Annotated in this window: 19 protein-coding genes; 6 read left to right on the top strand and 13 right to left on the bottom strand. The window is 57.9% G+C overall.

Annotation, left to right across the window (positions count from 1 at the left end; genetic code table 11):
• Positions 1 to 4: 4 nt before the first annotated feature.
• The 9 genes from K9U38_RS10830 to K9U38_RS10790 form a co-directional block, all read right to left on the bottom strand.
• Complete coding sequence (locus K9U38_RS10830; RefSeq protein WP_224494330.1) at positions 5 to 466, bottom strand: 6,7-dimethyl-8-ribityllumazine synthase; 462 nt, start codon at positions 464 to 466, stop codon at positions 5 to 7.
• Positions 467 to 512: 46 nt separating this feature from the next.
• Entirely contained in the window at positions 513 to 1127 is a 615-nt protein-coding gene (locus K9U38_RS10825) for a riboflavin synthase (protein ID WP_224494329.1), read from the bottom strand.
• 9 nt (positions 1128 to 1136) lie between these two features.
• Positions 1137 to 2243 (bottom strand): bifunctional diaminohydroxyphosphoribosylaminopyrimidine deaminase/5-amino-6-(5-phosphoribosylamino)uracil reductase RibD, encoded by a 1107-nt coding sequence (gene ribD, locus K9U38_RS10820; protein WP_224494328.1) that lies wholly within the window; start codon positions 2241 to 2243, stop codon positions 1137 to 1139.
• Positions 2244 to 2248: 5 nt separating this feature from the next.
• Positions 2249 to 2731 carry a transcriptional regulator NrdR gene (gene nrdR / locus K9U38_RS10815; protein ID WP_224494327.1) on the bottom strand — a complete coding sequence of 161 codons (483 nt, stop codon included), beginning with the start codon at positions 2729 to 2731 and terminating at the stop codon, positions 2249 to 2251.
• A 153-nt stretch (positions 2732 to 2884) separates the two neighbouring features.
• Positions 2885 to 4192: a serine hydroxymethyltransferase gene (gene glyA / locus K9U38_RS10810; protein ID WP_224494326.1), complete on the bottom strand. Its 1308-nt coding sequence runs from the start codon at positions 4190 to 4192 to the stop codon at positions 2885 to 2887.
• A gap of 185 nt (positions 4193 to 4377) precedes the next feature.
• Positions 4378 to 5658: a L,D-transpeptidase family protein gene (locus tag K9U38_RS10805; RefSeq protein WP_224494325.1), complete on the bottom strand. Its 1281-nt coding sequence runs from the start codon at positions 5656 to 5658 to the stop codon at positions 4378 to 4380.
• A 339-nt stretch (positions 5659 to 5997) separates the two neighbouring features.
• Positions 5998 to 6513 carry a transcriptional regulator LdtR gene (ldtR, locus tag K9U38_RS10800; protein ID WP_106712126.1) on the bottom strand — a complete coding sequence of 172 codons (516 nt, stop codon included), beginning with the start codon at positions 6511 to 6513 and terminating at the stop codon, positions 5998 to 6000.
• 158 nt (positions 6514 to 6671) lie between these two features.
• Positions 6672 to 7100: a DUF6163 family protein gene (locus tag K9U38_RS10795; protein ID WP_224494324.1), complete on the bottom strand. Its 429-nt coding sequence runs from the start codon at positions 7098 to 7100 to the stop codon at positions 6672 to 6674.
• Complete coding sequence (locus K9U38_RS10790) at positions 7097 to 8152, bottom strand: enoyl-CoA hydratase/isomerase family protein (protein WP_224494323.1); 1056 nt, start codon at positions 8150 to 8152, stop codon at positions 7097 to 7099. The genes K9U38_RS10795 and K9U38_RS10790 overlap by 4 nt, the downstream gene beginning before the upstream one ends.
• A gap of 160 nt (positions 8153 to 8312) precedes the next feature.
• Between K9U38_RS10790 and hemB the strand changes: the two genes are divergently transcribed.
• From hemB to K9U38_RS10765, 5 genes are all read left to right on the top strand, one after another.
• The gene (gene hemB, locus K9U38_RS10785) at positions 8313 to 9350 is read left to right on the top strand and encodes a porphobilinogen synthase (protein WP_224494322.1); all 1038 of its coding nucleotides are present in this window, start codon (positions 8313 to 8315) and stop codon (positions 9348 to 9350) included.
• 79 nt (positions 9351 to 9429) lie between these two features.
• Positions 9430 to 9900 carry an RDD family protein gene (locus K9U38_RS10780; protein WP_224494321.1) on the top strand — a complete coding sequence of 157 codons (471 nt, stop codon included), beginning with the start codon at positions 9430 to 9432 and terminating at the stop codon, positions 9898 to 9900.
• A 49-nt stretch (positions 9901 to 9949) separates the two neighbouring features.
• Positions 9950 to 10366: a hypothetical protein gene (locus K9U38_RS10775; RefSeq protein ID WP_224494320.1), complete on the top strand. Its 417-nt coding sequence runs from the start codon at positions 9950 to 9952 to the stop codon at positions 10364 to 10366.
• Between the two features lie 100 nt (positions 10367 to 10466).
• A complete protein-coding gene (locus K9U38_RS10770) occupies positions 10467 to 11213 on the top strand; it encodes an arginyltransferase (RefSeq protein WP_224494319.1) in 747 nt (248 codons plus the stop codon).
• A 67-nt stretch (positions 11214 to 11280) separates the two neighbouring features.
• Positions 11281 to 12180 carry a DMT family transporter gene (locus K9U38_RS10765; RefSeq protein WP_224494318.1) on the top strand — a complete coding sequence of 300 codons (900 nt, stop codon included), beginning with the start codon at positions 11281 to 11283 and terminating at the stop codon, positions 12178 to 12180.
• Positions 12181 to 12311: 131 nt separating this feature from the next.
• Here K9U38_RS10765 and K9U38_RS10760 read toward each other — a convergent pair whose 3' ends face one another.
• The 4 genes from K9U38_RS10760 to parC form a co-directional block, all read right to left on the bottom strand.
• On the bottom strand, positions 12312 to 15458 hold the full coding sequence (locus K9U38_RS10760; RefSeq protein ID WP_224494317.1) for an efflux RND transporter permease subunit: 3147 nt from the start codon (positions 15456 to 15458) through the stop codon (positions 12312 to 12314).
• On the bottom strand, positions 15455 to 16660 hold the full coding sequence (locus K9U38_RS10755; RefSeq protein ID WP_224494316.1) for an efflux RND transporter periplasmic adaptor subunit: 1206 nt from the start codon (positions 16658 to 16660) through the stop codon (positions 15455 to 15457). The genes K9U38_RS10760 and K9U38_RS10755 overlap by 4 nt, the downstream gene beginning before the upstream one ends.
• A 24-nt stretch (positions 16661 to 16684) precedes the next feature.
• The gene (locus K9U38_RS10750; RefSeq protein ID WP_224494315.1) at positions 16685 to 17407 is read right to left on the bottom strand and encodes a TetR/AcrR family transcriptional regulator; all 723 of its coding nucleotides are present in this window, start codon (positions 17405 to 17407) and stop codon (positions 16685 to 16687) included.
• A gap of 109 nt (positions 17408 to 17516) precedes the next feature.
• Positions 17517 to 19799, bottom strand: coding sequence for a DNA topoisomerase IV subunit A (gene parC / locus K9U38_RS10745; RefSeq protein WP_224494314.1), 2283 nt, complete (start codon positions 19797 to 19799; stop codon positions 17517 to 17519).
• A gap of 224 nt (positions 19800 to 20023) precedes the next feature.
• On the opposite strand from parC, the gene K9U38_RS10740 reads away from it, so the two are divergent.
• Positions 20024 to 21223 carry an aq_1923 C-terminal domain gene (locus K9U38_RS10740; protein WP_224494313.1) on the top strand — a complete coding sequence of 400 codons (1200 nt, stop codon included), beginning with the start codon at positions 20024 to 20026 and terminating at the stop codon, positions 21221 to 21223.
• Positions 21224 to 21281: the final 58 nt, after the last annotated feature.

Here is a 21281-nt window from a genome sequence, read left to right as displayed (position 1 = left end):
TCGTTCAGGCTCCAAGTTTTTCCTTGAGGGCAATCATGGTCAGCGCAGCCCGTGCCGCAAAGCCACCCTTGTCCCCTTCCTCGCGACGCGCCCGCGCCCATGCCTGGTCATCATTCTCGACTGTCAGGATGCCGTTTCCGATCGCAATGCTTTCGTTAACCGCAAGATCCATGAGGGCACGGCAAGATTCATTGGCCACGATATCGAAATGATAGGTTTCGCCGCGAATGACGGTACCGAGCGCCACATAGCCATCATATTCCTTTCTGCCATCGCCTGCAGCATCAAGTGCAAAGGAAATGACGGCAGGAACTTCCAAGGCTCCGGGGACCGTAACGACATCATAGGTGGCGTTGGCCTCATCGAGCGCCATCTTGGCGCCATTCAGGAGGGCGTCAGCCAGATCGTCATAGAATCGTGCTTCCACGATCAGCAGATGTGGCGCCTGCGCCTTGTTTTTTGACATGATAGCTCCGAGGGAATGGTCTGGCGTCGCCGCCGCTGTTCTGGTCCTAGGCCGATTTCGGATATTCTGCAAGCCGCGCAGCGTATCTTGCCATCTGATCGATTTCGATATTCACCTTGTCACCGGATTTACGGTCGCCCCAGGTCGTCACCTCAAGCGAATGGCGAATGAGCAGCACATCGAATTCATTGCCTTTGACACTGTTGACGGTCAAGGACGTACCATCCAAAGCCACGGAGCCCTTTTGCGCAATGAACCGCGCAAGGTGCTGGGGCACGCGCAAGGTGAATCGAACGGCATCGCCCTCGTCCTCCCGCTTGACGATCTCTGCCATTGCATCGATGTGACCCGAGACAAGGTGGCCACCCATCTCGTCGCCGAGCTTCAATGAGCGCTCCAGGTTGATGCGCGTTCCGGTCTTCCAGCCTGCAATCGTTGTCAGGCGCAATGCTTCTTCCCATGCCTCGACCTCGAACCATCGGGCGTTCGATCCCTTTTCGGGAAGGGTCGTGACGGTCAGGCAGACACCCGAACAGGAGATGGATGCGCCGATCTCGATCGTTTCCGGATCGTATCCGGTTTCAACGCGGAGCATGACACCTTCGTTAAGCGGCCTTACCTGTCCAACTCTGCCGATATCCGTGACAATTCCTGTAAACATCGTGTTTCCCTAAAGAACTCTGACAAATTCGTTATACCGGTCATCACCGAACCGATATTCGCGCCGCAATTGAAATCCACGCGCGATATGGGAGTGCAACTCAGGCGCCGCAACCCCGCCTCTACTACCAATTGCAACGGAACCCTGGAAAAGCGCGATACGATCAATCAAATCTTCGTTTAAAAACGAACCTGCAACCTTGGCGCCGCCTTCCACCATCACGGTGGATATGCCCTGTGCTGCCAGGTCGTCCAGCAACTCCGGCAGTGCCGTCGCGCCGCAATCGGTCTCCGTCGCCAGGATTCGGCAGCCGGCTGCCACCAGGGCGTGTCGCCTTGCCGGCTCAGCGGCGGCGCTTGCGGCAATCCAGACGGGAACGGTGCTTGCGCTTTTGACCAAGGCGCTGTCGAGCGGCAGGCGGAGACGGCTATCAAGGACGACGCGGATTGGCGAGCGGTCCTCAAGCCCCGGCAGGCGGCATGTCAGTAGCGGATCATCAGCAAGTACGGTTCCGACGCCGACCAGGATGGCGTCCGATTCGGCGCGCATCATATGAACCTGCGAACGGGATGCAGATCCGGTGATCGAAACCTGCCCTTCGCCTTCCCTACCGATATAACCATCGCTGGAAAGTGCAAGTTTCAGAGTCACTTCCGGCCGTTTCTTAGCAGAGCGAATCAAATAGCCCGCAAGATTGTCGGCGGCCTCGGAGCCGAGAACATTGGTCTCCAGGTCGATACCGCCGGCACGCAGGATGGCATAACCCTTACCGGCCACACGATCGTCGGGGTCATGGGCAGCGGCAACGACGCGGGTAATCCCGGCCACAACAAGTGCATCCGCACAAGGCGGCGTCCGGCCATGATGGGCGCAGGGCTCGAGCGTTACATAGGCCGTCGCCCCTCTTGCCCTTTCGCCGGCTTCGAGCAGCGCTTGCGTCTCGGCATGCGGGCGCCCCCCGATTGCCGTAACGCCCCGCCCGACGATCACGCCGTCTTTGACAATGAGCGTGGCAACGGAAGGATTGGTTCCGGTCAAGCCCTGATGCTGGCGCGACAGCCGGATAGCCGCCGCCATGAAGCGCCGATCAAGCGCGCCTTGCCCCGCCCCCGCCATCGGTCTTACGGGTTCTCGGTAGGATCGGACGAGACGTCGCCGGACGTAATCTCGTCGATGACGTCGTGAAAATCCTTGGCTTCACGGAAGTTGCGGTAGACGGAGGCAAAGCGGATATAGGCAATGTCATCGATACCCTTCAAGGCATCCATGACCAGCCTGCCGATTTCATCGGATGATACCTCGGGTTCGCCGGAGCTTTCCAATTGGCGGACAATGCCCGAGACGGCACGCTCTACCCTTTCCGGATCGACCTGGCGTTTGCGCAAGGCGATTTCAACGGAACGCATTAGCTTGTCGCGATCGAATGCTACCTTGCGGCCGCTTTTCTTGACCACCAGCAGATCGCGCAACTGCACGCGCTCGAAAGTTGTGAAGCGTCCGCCACAGTCCGGACAGACGCGCCGCCTCCGAATGACCGCTCCATCCTCGGCGGGACGGGAATCTTTCACCTGAGTGTCTTCGGACTGGCAGTAGGGACAACGCATTGAACAGCTTTCCAAACGCAATTTGGGTGAAGATAGTGTGTTTTTCGACGATATAAAAGCGCTCAGGCGGAGACGATTGATAATGGACCATTCGATCCATCGCAATCTCCTCCGCCTGAGATAACCTCAAGCCATCAGATTATTAGCCGGATACTATCCAAGATAGGGATAGAGCGGGAAGCGTTCCGTAAGATCAATGACCTTCTGCTGTACGGCCCTCTCGACCGCCGCATTGCCTTCATCGGAATTTGCGACCTTCAGGCCGTCGAGAACTTCCGAAATCAGGTTGCCTATCTCGGTAAACTCTGCCGCGCCAAAGCCGCGTGTCGTGCCGGCCGGCGTCCCAAGGCGAACACCGGAGGTCACGAACGGCTTTTCAGGATCGAAAGGAATGCCGTTCTTGTTGCAGGTGATGTTTGCCCGGCCGAGCGCGGCCTCTGCACGCTTGCCGGTTGCGTTCTTGGGGCGAAGGTCAACCAGCATCAGATGGTTGTCGGTACCGCCGGATACGATATCGAGCCCGTTCTTCTTCAAGGCTTCGGCCAGAGTCTTGGCATTGTCCGCAACATTCTTGCCGTAGGTCTTGAATTCCGGCTTCAATGCCTCGCCAAAGGCAACCGCCTTTGCCGCAATGACATGCATCAGAGGTCCACCCTGCAAGCCGGGGAAGACGGCCGAATTCATCTTCTTGGCTATTTCCGGATCATTGCAAAGAATCATGCCGCCGCGCGGACCGCGCAGCGACTTGTGCGTGGTCGTGGTGACGACATGTGCATGGGGAAGCGGCGATGGATGCACACCGGCAGCAACGAGGCCCGCAATATGCGCCATGTCGACCATCAGGTAGGCGCCAACAGCGTCGGCGATCTGGCGGAAGCGCTGCCAGTCCCAAACCCGCGAATAGGCGGTGCCACCGGCCAGGATAAGCTTTGGCTTGTGCTGATGGGCCTGCCGCTCGATTTCGTTCATGTCGAGGAGGTGATCATCCTCACGGACGCCATAGGAAACCACGTTGAACCATTTGCCGGACATATTGACCGGCGATCCATGAGTGAGGTGCCCGCCGGAATTCAGATCAAGGCCCATGAACGTATCGCCCGGCTGCAACAGCGCGAGGAACACGGCCTGGTTCATCTGGCTGCCGGAATTCGGTTGAACATTGGCAAATTCGCAACCGAAGAGCTGCTTGGCACGCTCGATGGCCAATTCTTCGGCAATATCGACGAACTGGCAGCCGCCGTAGTAGCGCTTGCCGGGATAACCTTCGGCATATTTGTTGGTCATGATCGAACCTTGCGCCTCAAGCACGGCTCGCGACACAATGTTTTCCGATGCGATCAGCTCGATTTCATGACGCTGGCGACCCAACTCCTTGCGGATCGCGCCGAAGATATCCGGATCGATCTCTTCAAGTGATGCGTTGAAAAAGGAATCTGCAACAGAAGCGCTTGCATTCGACATGGTGTCTGGACCCTCATTTGCCGGTGGGTAATCTATAGGTGATTGCGGCGCATTATCATACTTAAACCGGCAAGGCCAATGGCCGGTACGCGAAAAGCAATGGTCGGAAACCGCCTTCCGGATATCAAATACGAAAAGACCGCCCGGAGGCGGTCCTTGTCAGTCCTGTTGCCCAATAAAAGCGGTCAGGTGTTCGTGCCAATCGACAGGGCGGCCTGGCCATCACGCTCGTAAATGTCATCGCGCAGATGGACAACGCCGTCACCGGTGGACCACGCAGTCACGTAAACGAAGTGCAGCGGTACGGGGTTTGTGACCTGTATCGGCGTGTTGACACCGGTCTTGATGGTTGCCTCCATCGTCTGGCGGTCCCAACCCGGCGTGTCGCGCAGGAGCCAGACATTCAGGTCGCGCACATTCTGAATGCGCACGCAGCCCGACGATTCAAAGCGCATCAGCTTGTTGAACACGCCCTGCTGCGGAGTATCGTGCATGTAGACCGCATAGGGGTTGGGGAAGTTGATCTTGGTCGACGACATGGCGTTGATCTTGCCCGGGTCCTGCCGGAACATCAGCTTGACCGCGTCGTCAGTATTCCAGTCGACGGTTTCCGGAGCGATTTCTTCGCGGGTACGCTCGTCGAACAGGCGGATCTTGTTGCGCGAAAGGTACGTCGGATCCTTGCGCATCAGCGGGATGATGTCTTTCTGGATGATCGACTTCGGCGCGGTCCAGTAGGGATTGAGGATCACTTCCTGGATGTTTGAATCGAGGATCGGGGTCTGGCGGTCAATCTTGCCGACGATGGCGGTGTGGCGCTGGACAACGCGTCCGCCTTCCACTGCCTCGATCTGTGCGGCAGGAATGTTGACCATGACGTAACGCGGCCCCTGATCGGTCAAGGAAAGCGCGCGAACACGCTCGAGGTTCGTCTGCAACTGGCCGAGGCGAACATCTGCCGACACGTTCATTGCGGCAAGCGAGAACTCGCCCATGACACCGTCGGCAGGGAGGCCATGACGAGCCTGGAAGCGCTTTACCGCGGCATCGACATAGGTATCGAACGAATTCGACAGGCCGGCACTTTCGGAAAGGTCTCCGGCGATCATCAGGCGCCGACGCATGGCGGCAACGGCGGGGTCGACAACTCCAAGCTGCAATTTGACGGTTGCGGGAACCGTTGGCCAGCCGCCATTGGCGACAATCTGGCTGTAGGTGTTGATTGCGCCTTCAATGAAGGAGACGGTCTCGGGACTAGCGATGGGCTGAAAGCTTGCAACCTTGCCCTTGCTGGTGGAGCGGGCATCGAACTGGTCGTCCCAGTTGCCGCGCTTGGGAGCGGCGAGAATATCACCGATATCGGACTGCTGCGCAAATGCCGTCGAGGTCGCGGCAGCGAAACTGGCTGTTGCGACGCCCCGAATGAAAGCGCGGCGATCGATTGCTGATGATCCGAATTTCTTCATATCTTGTTCAACCCTTGGAAGTTCTTCAGCCATAGCCCTCTGCAAGGCAGATTGGCGATTATGGTTGCCAAAATTATCAGGAACACCCTTAACAAACAGCAACTTTCAATCTGATCGAGCGACTGTGATGGTCCGACGCCGATCAGCCCTCACCGAGCTGTTCCTGGTGCTGCACTGAACATGAAATATCCGTTGCCGCATTTCCACGCCATTATGGCGGATTGATGACTGCTTGCTGATGGTTGCCTCCAGCACAACCACGTTTCGCCTGGGCCGAGCGAGACAAAGCCCGCCTTCGCAGCGCGCGAAGCCGGGCTTTTGTTTGAACTGCTCCAGCGCTTACATCCGGTAAGCGATGGAGTCATTCCAGAAGCGGTCAAGGCGCTGGAGGGCCTTGTTCATGGACTGGAACTCTTCGGCCTTGATACCGCCGACATGTTCAATGGAAGCAACATGGCGCTCGTAGAGCCCTGCGACCAGTTCCGCGACTTCCGTTCCCTTTTCGGTCAGGCTTACCCGAACCGAACGCCGGTCGGTGCGCGACCGCTCGTGGGAGATGAAGCCGAGTTCAACCAGTTTCTTCAGATTGTAGGAAACGTTCGAACCCAGATAGTAGCCGCGGCTGCGCAATTCGCCGGCCGTGAGTTCGGCATTGCCGATGTTGAAAAGCAGCAATGCCTGGATCGCGTTGATGTCGCTACGGCCATTGCGGTCGAATTCATCTTTGACAACATCAAGCAGACGACGATGTAACCGTTCGACCAACTGAAGTGCTTCAAGATATAGAGTACGCAATGCTGTATCACTTGGTGTAGAATGCTGGCTCGCACCAGACTTTCTCTGTGTGTTGTTCATAATACCTGCCTCACTGTTGTTTCGGTGTATTTTTCTCACCGTTGAGGCAACACTATCGAATGCGCATAAAATTCGAATTAAAACACAGACTTAACAGTACCTTACCACGAATGAATCAATTTCAGTCTTAATGAAGACTTACCCGGGGGCATTTCGCGCTATCGCATCGGCTTCGCCTGATGGCGCTTTTGCAGGAACAGAACGATGCGGAAGGCAATGTAAAGGAGCGCCACGCAGCCATGCACGATCGCGATCTGCGGCCGGTAGAAAAAGTAGTGCGAGAAAACCGTGAACATTAGTGTTTCGCCGGCGGCAGCGACAAACCAGATCACCGGCCCCCACGAAACCATCATCCAGAGTCCGGTCGAAGCCACGGGATAGAGCATGGCCAGTGACACGGTCGCCACCTTCCACTGCCAGGGCATCAGATCGAAGCGCCAGAGCAGCCCTTCATAATATCCGCTCAGTTGCGCCCAGTAACCGACACCGGCCACGAGACAGTAGATCGAGACAAGCCGCAGGAACCAGACGAAGCCCATTTGGGCCATTGTCGGATCGAATGGCAGTTGCGTAGGTCTGTCGCTCATGTCAATTGCAGTTCCCGCTCGCCCAGAGGGGCAAAATAGCCATCCACCATCTCGGGCGTCACGTCATCAACATTCGCGGGCTGCCAGGCTGGCTCGTTGTCCTTGTCCACAAGAAGCGCACGCACGCCTTCATAAAAATCGTGATTCTCAAGCATGCGTGACAGGATCCGGTATTCCAATTGCATGCATTGATCCATTTCGAGGTCACGCCCTTCTTCGATCTGCTTGAACGTCACATGCAGGCTGGTCGGTGAGCGGGTCTTGATGAGATCGAGAATCTGCTGCGCCCATTCGTTTCCGTTCACACCAGCCGCGGCAAGGCGAATGAGGCAGCCGCCGAGTGTTTTCGAATCGAACAGAACCCCTATCATGTCGCGGGTCTTTTCTGGTGTTTCATAATCGGGATTGATGGTTTTGCCCCGCAAAGCCTTCTCAGGATCGCCGGTCCTGATCAGGCTTCGCCGTACCCGTTCCTTGTCTTCGGCCTTGATCGCGTGCGTGGCGATTCCGCTTTGCAGGCAATCTCCCTGCCTGATGCGGTTGCCGGTAAGTGCGAGGTATATGCCGAAATGCTCCGGCAGGTGCGGCAGGAATGCGCTGCCCCCGACATCGGGAAAAAAGCCGATGCCAACCTCCGGCATGGCGAACATGACATCTTCCGTGACGACACGGTGCGAACCATGCACCGATATGCCGACGCCGCCGCCCATGCAGATGCCATCTATCAGCGAGACGTATGGCTTGGGGAAGTGTCTGATATAGGCGTTAAGCCGATACTCCTCGGAAAAGAACTCATAGAGAGGCTTGCCGGCGCGGCCCGCATGATAAACTGCCAGGATGTCGCCACCGGCACAGAAGGCGCGGCCCTCGCCTTCGACGATCACACAATGAACGTCAGGGTCTGTCGACCAGGCAACGAGTGCACGATAGAACGCCGACACCATGGTGCGGGTCAATGCATTCAGGGCCTTCGGCCGCGTCAAGCGGACAAGACCCGCCTTGCCCCGCCTCTCGAAGACGATTTCGCCCTCTCCGCCAAAATCGATTTTCATACGTCCCCTCCACGCTTGCATGCGGGAGGTTAGGAAACTCGGACGCACCGCGTCAATGGATCACAGGACAGACGAGCATCTTGGTCCGATGGCTGTTCGATGTTAAAACCATTCCAAACAACAGCAAGAACGTCTGTATCTCGCAGACAAGGCAGCAATCATGAACAAACACCCCGCGTTTCAGGATCACTCTCCAAGAACGGTAGACGAAATCACCCAAGGCCGCCGCTTGCGGCGCATGCGCAAGGCCGACTGGTCGCGACGTTTGGTTCAGGAAAATCAACTGACGGTGAACGATCTGATCTGGCCGATCTTCCTGTGCGAGGGGGTTAACCGGCGAGAGGACATCAGCGCCATGCCGGGCGTTCAACGGTTTTCCGTCGACATGGCCGCGCGTGAGGCAGAGCGCGCCGCGAAACTCGGTATTCCCGCCATTGCGACCTTCGCGAATATCGACCCGGACCTGCGCGACGATGCGGGCTCGGGTATTCTGGATCCTGACAATCTCATTAATCGCGCAACACGCGCCATCAAGGCAGCGGTGCCGGAAATCGGCCTGATCACCGATGTCGCGCTTGATCCGTTCACCAGCCACGGTCATGACGGCATTTTGCGGAACGGCGTCATCGTCAATGATGAAACCGTGGAGCAGATCACCAGGGGCGCTGTGCTGCAGGCGGCCGCCGGGGCAGACATCATTGCCCCATCGGACATGATGGACGGACGCATCGGCGCCATTCGCGATGCGCTCGACCAGAACGGTTTCCAGGATGTCGCGATCATGGCCTATGCGACCAAGTTTGCTTCGGCGTTCTATGGCCCCTATCGCGAAGCAATCGGCACATCGGGCCGGCTGAAAGGCGACAAGAAGACCTACTACATCGACCCGGCGAACACGGACGAGGCCGTGCGCGAGGCCGAACAGGATCTGGCCGAAGGCGCCGATTCCCTGATGGTCAAACCCGGACTGCCCTACCTCGACATCATCCGCAGGCTCAAGGACACCTTCGCGGTGCCAACCTTCGCCTACCAGGTCTCCGGCGAATATACGATGATCAAGGCCGCGGGTGCGAATGGCTGGATCGACGAGGAGCGGGTCATGATGGAGACGCTGCTGGCTTTCAAGCGAGCCGGTTGCGACGGCATACTGACCTATTTCGCACCGGTTGTGGCGGAGCGATTGAAAGCCGGCATCTGATTGCTTCTTGAATTAACGTTCTCGAATTCCCAATTTCAGCGCAACGGCAATGTGTCCGTCTCTTGAAACAGGAAACGAAATGAACGCGAAGACCCTTGATGGCGAAATCATCACCAACCGCCTTGACGATTGGCGATTGTATCAGGGCGTGCGGACGAGCCGCATCTTTGCGTTCCTGATCGATTATGTGATCGTATTTGTTCTATGCATTCCCGTCGCGGTGCTGATCGCGATTCTTGGCGTCGCTACGCTGGGTCTTGGATGGACGCTGTACGGCATCATGTTTCCCGCAGTCGCTCTTGGCTATGTTGCCACGACAATGGGCGGAGCCCGTCAGGCGACCAAGGGAATGCAGATGATGGGCTTGCGGCTTGAACGCCTCAATGGACAAAAGGTCGACGGGCTGCTTGCCGTCGTTCATACGGTCCTGTTCTGGGGTCTGAACGTTGTGCTCACACCGCTTATTCTGCTGGCAACCCTGTTTCTTGATCGCAAGCGCACTGTGCATGACCTCCTGCTCGGCACGGTAGTGGTCCGGGCATACGACTAATCTCAAGAGCCCCAGACCGGGGCTCTTCTTCATTTTGGCTTTGATTATGATGAATTTGCGTGTTTTCGGGCTCGCCCTGATGGCGATTGTTTCCTTTGGCTTTGGTACCAATGATGGCTTGGCTGCTTCTCCCGCCGGCCGATTTTGCGGCGAGATGATTTCCAGCGGCGACTACCAGGATGTCGAGACGCTCTTGAACATCGACAGGGATGGGCGGATTGCCGGAGCCTATGAGCTCAACGAGCCCGACGGCCGCGTCGCCGGTACGCTGACGGAGAAGGACGGCAGTGGTACATCGCGTACACTGGTTTGGGCCGACAAGTACGGCACCGGTACACTCGACCTGCATTTTTCCGATGATTATCAGGAATTTCAGGGGCGCTGGGGCGCATCGATGAACGGTCGGCCCGAAGCACCCAGCCATACGTGGAACGGTACGCGCTGCACGGGCCCTTCCCTGCGATAATCTCATCGCAGACATTCACAGCTGAATACAATATAATTGAATTGACGTTTTCGGCGGTCGTACGATTCTATAGGCATTGCCGACCGTCCCGGGACCTTGAATGACGCACCAACCGCAGCAGTCACCTCAGTTCTTCCTGACAGCCCCCTCGCCCTGTCCCTATCTGGAGGGTCAGCTCGAGCGCAAGGTATTTACGCATCTGGTTGGCGGACGTGCCAGCGAACTCAACGACCTTCTGACTCAGGGCGGCTTCCGGCGTTCGCAAAACATTGCTTATCGCCCTGCCTGCGAAAACTGCCGCGCCTGCGTCTCGGTGCGCATTCTGGCCGGCGAGTTCAGGCAGGACAAATCCATGCGCCGGGTCTGGAACCGCAATCGTGATCTGATCGGCAATATCCACCAGGCCGAACCTTCGACGGAACAGTATTCGCTTTTCCGCCACTATCTCGATGCCCGTCACAACAAGGGCGGCATGTCGGAAATGACTGTGCTCGATTATGCTATGATGGTCGAGGATACGCATGTGCCGACCCAGATCATCGAATACCGCCGGCGCGGACCCGATTCCTTCATCACCAAGAAGGGCGAAGGGGAACTAATTGCGGTAGCGTTGACGGATACGATGGGGGACGGCCTGTCCATGGTCTACTCCTTCTTCAATCCGGAGCACGCCAGCCGCTCACTTGGCACATTCATGATCCTGGATCACATTCAGCGCGCAGCCGCAGCCGGTCTGCCCCATGTTTATCTCGGTTACTGGGTCGAAGGTTCACGCAAGATGCAATACAAGATCCGGTACAGACCTCAGGAACATCTGGGTCCCAAGGGCTGGGAGCGCCAAGACTAAGTACTAACATAGCCTGCCCAAAACTGCCCTGGCATGCGGCAAATCACAATAATTCGGAAAACGCCACATGTCACAGCTTGAACTCGACCATCGCAAGGGCTTGCTCATCACCGGGATTGGTGGCCTCGTGCTGACCGCCGATATTCCCCTGCTCAGGCTGGGGCACGGGGAAACCTGGTCGACCCTGTTCTTGCGCAGCGTTACAACCTTCGTCGCCGCCCTGATCATATGGGCGGTCTGGAGTCTTGCAACAGGGCGAATGCGGACGATCGTTCCTGGCCGGGCTGGCCTTGTCGTGGCTGCGCTCTACGGCCTGACTTCCATCACCTTCATGATCGCGGTCTATAACACCAAGACTGCCAATCTCGTTTTCATACTGGCGTTCAACACGGTCTTCTCCGCCCTGCTTTCATGGGTGTTCTTGAAGGAGCGGCCAAAGACCGTGACGTTCATCGCCATGTTCTTCATGCTCATCGGCGTCGGAATCATCGTGCGCGAAGGGCTCGCATCCGGCCATGTCTTCGGCGACCTGGTGGCGCTTCTGTCCACCTTCATTCTTTCAACCGCGATTACGGTCAGCCGCGCCTCGGGCCAGGACATGGGCTTTGCCGCAATCCTTGGCACGGCACTGCCCATGCTGGTTGCGGCCTTCATGGTATCGCAGAACGGCTATATGGTGGAGGTACCTGGCTGGATCATTTTCAATGGCGCGGTGGTAACCACCCTCGCCTTCCTGTGCCTCGCGACCGGTCCCAAATTTATTTCCGGTCCCGAAGTGGCGATGTTCTATTTGCTGGAAACCGTGCTGACGCCGATCTGGGTCTGGATGATCTTCTCGGAACGACCCAGCGATCCGACCCTTGCTGGCGGCATGATCATAATCACTGCTCTTGTCTGCCATTCGCTTTGGCAGATGTACCATGCTCGCAGACTGGCAAGGATGAAGGCCCTGCGCCATCCGGTGTGAGCCGGAGCCGTGCGGCGTTGGTACCCCACTTCCTTTTACACGGTTCGCCCACCTCACCGTGAGGGAGGTGGGCGAACCGGAAAGCTGATTTCCTCCTCGCACGGTAGTTATTCCGCAGGACAGGGTTCAACTCACTCCGCCGCCTCGGCGATGATCGCATCCGGTGATCTCAAAGCAACGGCATGGGTGCCTTTTGGCGACGCGTCATGCTCATCCGGCTTGTTCGGCCCGAAGGACCAGTGGAACGCGCGGCCCATCCAGTGGCTGACGTCATCCATGATCGTATAGAACGACGGGACGAAAACCAGAGAGAGCACCGTCGAAACCAGGAGGCCACCGATAACGGCGATCGCCATCGGCGCGCGGAACTCGCCGCCATCGCCAAAAGCCATTGCAGCAGGCAACATACCTGCCGACATGGCGATGGTGGTCATGACGATTGGTCGGATTCGCTTGCGGCCCGCATCGATGATGGCTTCGTTGCGTGCCACGCCATGTTTCGCTTCCTCGACCGCGAAATCGACAAGCATGATGGCGTTCTTCGTGACGATGCCCATGAGCATCAGGATGCCGATAACGACGGCCATCGAAACGGAATTGTTGGTCAAGAGAAGAGCGACCGCAACGCCGGCAATCGATAATGGCAGCGACATCAGAATTGTGAAGGCATGGAAGATACTGCCGAACAGCAGGATGAGCACGACGAAGACCAGCATCAACCCCATGATCATGGCATCGCGGAAGCCGGTAAACACTTCGCCCATCACTTCTGCGTCGCCCGTTTCCTGAATGCGGACGCCTTCCGGCATCGACTTCGCCTGCGGCAAATTCTTGACGATCTCAAGCCCTTCGCCGATTTCCTTGCCTCCGGCCATATTGGCGCCGACCACAACACGACGTTCGCGGTTGAAACGTTCGATCGATGACGGGCCTTGCCCGAAACTGATATCGGCAATTGATTCCAGCGGAATAACGACGCCGGAGGGCGCCGTCACCGTCAACGTGCTGAGTATCGACAGGTCGCGGCGCGATTCTTCGGTCAACTGGACCCGGATGGGGATCTGCCTGTCGCCGACCGTGTATTTGGCCAGGTTCGGATCAAGATCGCCCAATGTCGCGACGCGCAGGGTGTCGGAAAGAGCGGACGTCGAAATGCCCAGTTCCGCCAATTTGTCCATGCGTGGCGTGACAATGATTTCCGGACGGTCAAGCGCAGCCGTCGAGGACACCGCCTGGAAACTACCCGTTGCGGTCATGGCGCTCTGCAGCTGGCGCGCCTCCTCGCTCACCTTCTCGCCGTCGCTGCCAATCACACCCACGGCAAATTCACGCTCGCCGCGATCATTGACGAAATTTCCACGCAGATCAGGTACTTCTGAGAATTTGTTAAAGATATCGACTTCGATCTGCTTTTGCGTGCGGTCGCGCTCGCTCTTGTGGCTGAGCTTGACGATCATTGTCGCACGCCGGGTGTCGAGCGACCCCGTCGGCGAAGCACCGCCGGTAACATAGGTCTGTTCCACCTCGGGAATCTGGCGCACAAGCGAAGCTGCCTGATCCGTGACCCGCAGGGTTTCATCAATGGGTGCGCCGGGCGGAAGCTCAAGGCTGACGGCCACACGCGACTCATCCTGCGCGGGGACGAAGCCGGATGGGAGGAATCCCATTGCCCAGATGGCCACCGCAAAAATCGCGATACCGCTGACCAATGTCAGCCAGCGATAGCGCAGGGTAACTGCAAGGAATCGCGTGTAGGCGCGGATCCAGCCCGCCTCCTGCTCACCGTGATGCAGGCTCTTGCGGTCGCGCAACAGATAGGCCGTCATCATCGGTGTAATCAGACGCGCGACCAGCAGCGAGAAGAAGACCGCAATCGCAACCGTAAGACCGAACTGCTTGAAATATTGCCCGGCAATACCGCTCATGAAGCTGACGGGTGCAAAGACCGCCATGATCGTGACGGATATCGCGATAACCGCAAGACCAATCTCGTCAGCCGCTTCCAGCGAGGCGCGATAAGGCGATTTGCCGGAACGCATGTGCCGGACGATGTTTTCGATCTCGACTATCGCATCGTCCACAAGGATGCCCGTCACAAGAGTGATGCCGAGCAGGCTCACCAGATTGAGCGAAAATCCCATCAGATCGATGGCCCAGAAGGTCGGAATAGCCGACAGTGGCAATGCAATGGCCGCTATCAGCGTCGCGCGGATATTGCGGAGAAACAGCAGGACCACGACGATCGACAGCAACGCCCCTTCCACCAGCGAACTCATCGCCGACTCGTAATTGCCGTAGGTGTAGTTCACCGAGTTATCGATGATGCTGAAGCGGGCATCGGGATATTTCTGCTGCAGCTGGTCCATGCGGGCCTGAACCAGCGCAAAAACATCCGTATCGCTTGCCCCTTTGGCACGGAACACGGCGAGCGATACGACTGTCTCATTGTTGACGCGTGCAAAGGACTTCGGCTCTTCGTAGGAATCGTTGATTGTTCCGAGCGCATCGAGGCGAACGGAGCGTCCGCCGGCAATCGGAATTTCCACCGCCCGCAGGTCGTCGAGCGTTCGGGACGCGCCAAGCGTGCGGATAGTCTGCTGGGTGCTGCCAAGATCACCACGACCCCCGGTAAGATCGGCATTCATGGACTTCAGCGCACGGTTGACGTCTGCTGCCGTCACGCCGAGGGCTGTCAGGCGATCCGGGTCAAGCGCTACGCGGATTTCGCGCGTGACGCCACCGTAGCGTTCGACCCGGCCAACTCCCTTGAGCCCCTGAATGTCGCGGATAATCTTGTCATCGACAAACCAGGATAATTCCTCGGATGTCATGGCCGGCGCGGACACCCCATAGGTCAGGATCGACGAACCTTCGACATCGACCGAATTGATGATCGGTTCCTTGATCGTCGCCGGAAGATCGTCACGGATACGGGACACGGCGTCCTTGACGTCATCGAGTGCCTTTTGCGTGTCGACCTCGAGACGAAACTCGACCAGCGTTGTCGAATTGCCTTCGGTCAGATTGCTGGTGACATTCTTGACGCCGGTGATATTGGCAACCGAGTCCTCGACCCGCTTGGCGATCTGCGTTTCAAGTTCGGTTGGCGCAACGCCAGGATCGGTGATCGATACTGAAATCAGCGGCACGTCGATATTGGGGAACCGCGTAATCGGCAGTTTGGCGAATGCCATGAGACCAAGCACGGTCAACACGACGAACAGAAGGATCGACGGGACCGGATTGCGGATCGACCAGGCGGAGATGTTCCAGTTCATTTGACCGCCCCCGTCGCTTCATTGGCTACACGAACGGCGGTAACGCGGTCGCCATTGGCGACAAAGGTTCCGGCCCGGGCAACGACATCCTCGCCCTCGTTCAAGCCCTGCAGCACCTCGACGGCCCGGTCATTGCGAATGCCGAGGTCGATCTTGCGACTTTCGACAACACCGTCCTCGACCACCTGCACCAATGCAGACTTGCCGTGGTAGACGACGGCAGACAGCGGAACGCTGATACTGTCGCGGCGCGCCAGTTCGATAACCGCACGGGCAAAGTTACCGGGACGGATGGAGGGATTCCTGTCGAGCGCGATCTTTACCGAACCGAGACGCGAGCTTGCGGTAATCTCGGGGGATATCAAACGAACCCGGCCGGTAACCGGATCCTCCATGCCAGCGACGCGTACGGCAACGGGCATGTTTTCCTTCAGACGCGGCAGATCAGCCTCCGGGATGTTAGCAGCCAGCTCAAATTCCTGGTCGCGCGCAATGCGGAAAAGAGGGCCGGCGTTGAACGATACGATGCCGCCGAGCAACGCATTGCGGCTCAACACCACCCCGCTTGCCGGAGCCCTCACGTCAGCCTTCTCGAGGCGCAACTGCACATCGCGTTTTTGGGCAGCCACGAGTTGCAGTTGCGACCTGGTAGCAGCCAGAGCCTGCCTCGCCGTGTTCAGCCGCGCATTGGCACTGTCATGGGCATTGGTGGCGTTGTCGAGTTCCATCTTGGAATTGATGCCCTTGGCAGACAGGGCACGCGCCCGTCCGAGTGCTTCCAGCGCCTGGCGGACGGCGATCTCGGCATCAACAATCTGCGCTTCCGACTGGGCGATCGAGGCTTCAGCCTGGGCGCGCTGAGCCTCGATCTGGGCAAGCTGAATCTCCAGCGATGATCTGTCGAGGCGGGCGAGAATGTCGCCTTCCCTGACCACGTCGCCCTGATCCGCATTGAGCTCGAGAACCAGCAAACCCGCCACGTCGGTGCCAACAGCCACCTCCTGACGGGGCACAATCGTTCCTGTCACGGTCAGCGTTGCGACCATCTCGTTCTGGCTTGCAGGAACGACGTTGATGACCGGAGCCTTGATGTCGTGGGTCTCAGCCGCCTTCTCTTCGGCGAAGCCGTCAACGGTCACGGAGGTAGCAAGGCCCAAGGCGAGAGCCAGGGAGACCAAGATCTGTTTGCTGTTCTGGCTCATTGAAATACCCAAGGTAAGAGCTGATTATTTGTGTGCTATGGTCTTTGTCGGACGCAACATGGCTTCGGCCAGCGCACGAAACACCGGTTCCAGGGCCTCCACCGGCACGCCTTGCGAAGGGAAGTTGCGCATGATGATCCCCTCACCCATGGCGGCAAGTGTGGCGACCAGAAGCTCCAGGTCCGTAACGGGATCGATCTCGCCGCGTTCCTTGGCCGCTGAAAATGCCGCAAGCAGTGTGTCGCGCATCAGGCCTTCGTGCAGTTCGCAGATGGCAGCCACGCCTTCGTTGCGCATTGCCTCGGCGCGCACTTCGACGAAAAGTCGGGCACTGGAGTCTCGCGGCCCCGGGCCGGTCGCGTTCAACGACATTTTGCGCACATGGTCGACACCAACCCGGGTGACAGCATCAACAATGTTGTCGGATTCGGACATGCGATCCAGTATCTCGGCGCTTTGCTGGCGGTGAGCAGCGGATATCTTCTCGATGATCGCTTCCTTCGAAGGAAAATAGCGGTAGAGCGCGCCAGGGCTCATTCCCGCTTCGGAGCAAATCTCGTTCATGGAGGCACCGCGAAATCCTGAGCGGATGAAGCACGTCATTGCCGCATTGAGGATGCGCTCCTCCTGCGCTTCGCGATTGCGGGCGCGCTTTCCGAACAGCTTTGCAACGAAACAATGCGACGCATCGCTTGCGTCATCATCGGCTATATTCGTTGCCTGCTTTGGCAGGACGTCATCAACCATGGGATACCAAAAAAGAGAGAACGTTCTCTCTCATTTACAGCACGCGGCAAATGGGGTCAATACGAGAATGATCATTCTCGTTTCACTACTGACATTACCAGGTTCGGATTTACGAAAACTTGCCAGACCGCGGGAAGCCTTTTGGAACCATCCGCCCTGCTGAGGCTCGGGGCCCGACCCATTCCAGCAGTTCGAGTTTTCCGCGGCTGAAGCTGCGGCCGGAACCATCCTGCCACGTCAGGCCCTGCTCCATCGTAAAGATACGAATGTCCGAGACCCCGCCATCCTTGTACCGCTGCAGGCGAACGCCCTTGCCACGGCCGAGTTCGGCGACCTCGGTGAGCGGGAACACAAGCATCTTCCGATTTTCACCAATGATGGCGACGCTGTCCCCGGTAACGGGAATGCAATGACGCGCCTCGTCCGGTGCCTTGACGTTCATCACCTGCTTACCCTTGCGGGTGTTGGCGATGATCTCGGCTTCCGGCACGATGAAACCGTTGCCCACATGGGACGACAGGAGCAGCTTGCGCTCAGGATTGTGCACGAAAGCGGTCACGATGTCCTGGTCGTTCTCCATGTCGACGATGATGCGAATCGGCTCGCCATGACCACGCCCGCCGGGCAGGCTGTTGGCGCCGATCGTGTAGAACTTGCCGCCGGTGGTAAGTACGAGGATGCGATCCGTCGTCTCCGCATGGAAGGCCAGCTTCAGCTTGTCGCCCTCCTTGAAGGTAAGCGTCGAGAAATCCGGCAAATGACCCTTCATGGCCCGCAGCCAGCCCTTTTCCGAGACGACGACCGTAACCGGCTCCTTCTCGATCATCGCGTGATGGATATCGGTCAGATCATGTTGCGGCGCGTCGGCGAGCGTCGTGCGGCGCTTGCCCAGCGGCGTATCCGGCGCATATTTCTTCTGCATCTCCGAAATCTGCCAGGAGATGGTCTGCCACTGCTTGGACTCGGAACCGAGCAACTGTTCGATCTCGTGCTTTTCAGCGGTCAGCCCGTCGAATTCCTTGCGGATCTCGAATTCCTCAAGCTTGCGCAATGAGCGCAATCTCATGTTGAGAATGGCTTCAGCCTGAACGTCGGTGAGTTCGAAGCGGCGGATCATCTCCTGCTTCGGGTCGTCTTCCTCGCGGATGATGCGGATCACCTCATCAATATTGAGGTAGGCGATCAGCATGCCGCCGAGAATTTCGAGGCGGCGCTCGATTTCACTCAGGCGGTGGCGCGAACGGCGAATGAGGACATCCTTGCGATGCTCCAGCCACTCCTTCAGAACGTCGCGCAAGGACAGGACATTCGGCACCTTGCCGTTGGACAGCACGTTCATGTTCAACGGATAGCGTGTTTCGAGCTCGGTCAGCTTGAACAGGGACTCCATAAGGATGTCTGGATTGACGCTGCGGCTCTTCGGCTCCAGCACCAGACGCACGTCCTCGGTGGATTCATCGCGCACATCATCAAGCAGAGGCAGTTTCTTGGCGATCAGCAACTCGGCGATTTTTTCGATCAGCCGCGACTTCTGCACCTGGTAGGGAATTTCTGTGACGACGATGATCCAGGTACCACGCCCCTGGTCCTCGACCTGCCAGCGTGCCCGTAAACGAAAGCCGCCACGGCCGGTCTTGTAAGCCTCGAGTATTGCCTCGGGGCTTTCGACGAGAATCCCGCCGGTCGGGAAATCCGGACCACGCACCCGGGTTTTCAGCGGGTCTTCATCATCCGCCTGGGACATGAGTTCTTCGACGGAAGCATCCGGATGCTTGATCAGATGCAGCGCTGCCGCGCAGAGCTCGGATACATTGTGCGGCGGAATCGATGTCGCCATGCCGACGGCGATGCCGGACGAGCCATTGGCTAGAAGGTTTGGAAATGCGCCGGGAAGAACGACCGGCTCCTCGTCCTCCTCATTGTAGGTCGGACGGAAATCGACCGCATCCTCGGTGATACCTTCGAGCAAAAGCATGGCAACATCGGTCATGCGCGCTTCGGTGTAGCGCATGGCGGCGGGATTGTCGCCATCGATATTGCCGAAATTGCCCTGCCCGTCGACGACGGGATAACGTACAGCAAAATCCTGCGACAGCCGCACCAGCGCGTCATAGATCGACTGGTCGCCATGCGGATGGAACTTGCCCATCACCTCGCCCACGATGCGCGCACATTTCGCATAGGCCTGATCCGGCGAAAGACGCAAAATCCGCATGGCATGCATGATGCGGCGATGGACCGGTTTCAACCCATCGCGTACATCCGGCAAGGCACGGTGCATGATTGTCGAAAGGGCATAGGCAAGATAGCGCTCTTCCAGCGCCGCCTTCAGATCAACCGGTTCTACATTGTCGTCGTCGCCATTGTCAGGCGGAATCAGGCTTTTTCCCATGTCAATGGGTTATCAATTCGACGAATCCCCGGCAAGCGATGATTCGTCCAGATCACAGGCAGTTGCCGGCATTGCGGTTGCCCGGTCGGTGGACTCTTGCGTTACCATCTCAAATCTGACTTTCTACCGACTAAGTTGCAATTATTGCCCGCAGCCAGACGCTTGTCATAGTTTCGCCGCGCCCCACGCAATAGGCTCGAAAATTAAAGCAATAGGATCAAATCATGCTTCCAATTTACTCTTTGAAATCCGGTGCGCGCGTTCTCGCTGCAACCACCGCCCTTGTCGTCGTCTTTGCCGGTTCGGCCTTCGCTGTGGATGGCAACGCCGTCGCAGCACGATTGAAGGCTATCTATGCCGAGCAGGGTGGCACGATTGATTATGGCAGTGTTGAAACCAACGGCTCAACAGTCGTGCTGAAGGACACCAAGGTCTCCACCGCCGGAGTCAAGGAAACCTTCACGGCCGGCGACGTCACGCTGAGCGACGTCAGCGATGTCTCCGGCGGCGGTTTCCGCATCGGGGCGCTCACGATGCCCGATATCGATTTCAGCCCCGAGGGCGAACCAGCAAGCAAGATCAGCGTCGATGGGATCAGCCTGCAGGGCATAACCCTTCCCCCGGAAGGTGCAACCGACCCGCTCGCCAAAATTCTGCAATATGAGCGGGCTGAAGTGAAGCACGTTAACTTCAATGCAAAAGGCAAGGACGTTCTCACCGCCGATAATCTGACGGCGAGCATTTCGCCGATTACGGAAGCCAACCCAGTCGCCTTCACAACCAATGTGGAGCGTTTCAAGGCCGACCTTTCCGACGTTCAGGATCCGAAGACCAAGGATGCGCTCAAGGCTCTGGGCTATGAAACCATTTCCGGCAAGATCGACATGAGCGGGACCTGGAACGTTTCCGATGGCCGCCTGAACTTCGACAAAATGGACTTCGTTGCCGACAATGCCGGTACGCTCGGCCTGAAACTCGATATCTCCGGCTACACGCTGGACTTCATCAAGGGCTTGCAGGAAGCCACCAAGGACATGGAAGGCAAACCCGACGATGCACAGGGCATGGCGATGCTTGGCCTGATGCAGCAGTTGAGCTTCACCGGAGCATCCATCCGTTTCGAGGATGCGTCACTGACATACAAGGCGCTCGATTACGTCGCCAAGCAGCAGGGTGCCAAGCGTGACGACCTTATCAACCAGGCCAAGATGATCATCCCGATGGCTGCGGCACAACTCGGCAATGCCGAATTTTCGCAAGCGCTCAGTGCCGCGGTAAGCACCTATCTGGACGATCCCAAGACCATCGAGATCAAAGCGGCGCCCGCAAAGCCGGTTCCCTTCGCCATCATTGCGGCCGGCGGCATGGCGGATCCGAAGTCCCTGATCAAGACGCTTGGCGTGACGGTCGTTGCGAACCAGTGATGCGCTCGAAATCAAAAAGCCCGGCAGCGATGCCGGGCTTTTTTTGTTGTTCTGGAGT

It is taken from the genome of Phyllobacterium lublinensis, from assembly GCF_020164435.1.
GTDB lineage: Bacteria > Pseudomonadota > Alphaproteobacteria > Rhizobiales > Rhizobiaceae > Phyllobacterium > Phyllobacterium lublinensis.
This window is presented reverse-complemented; position numbering and strand designations above follow the sequence as displayed.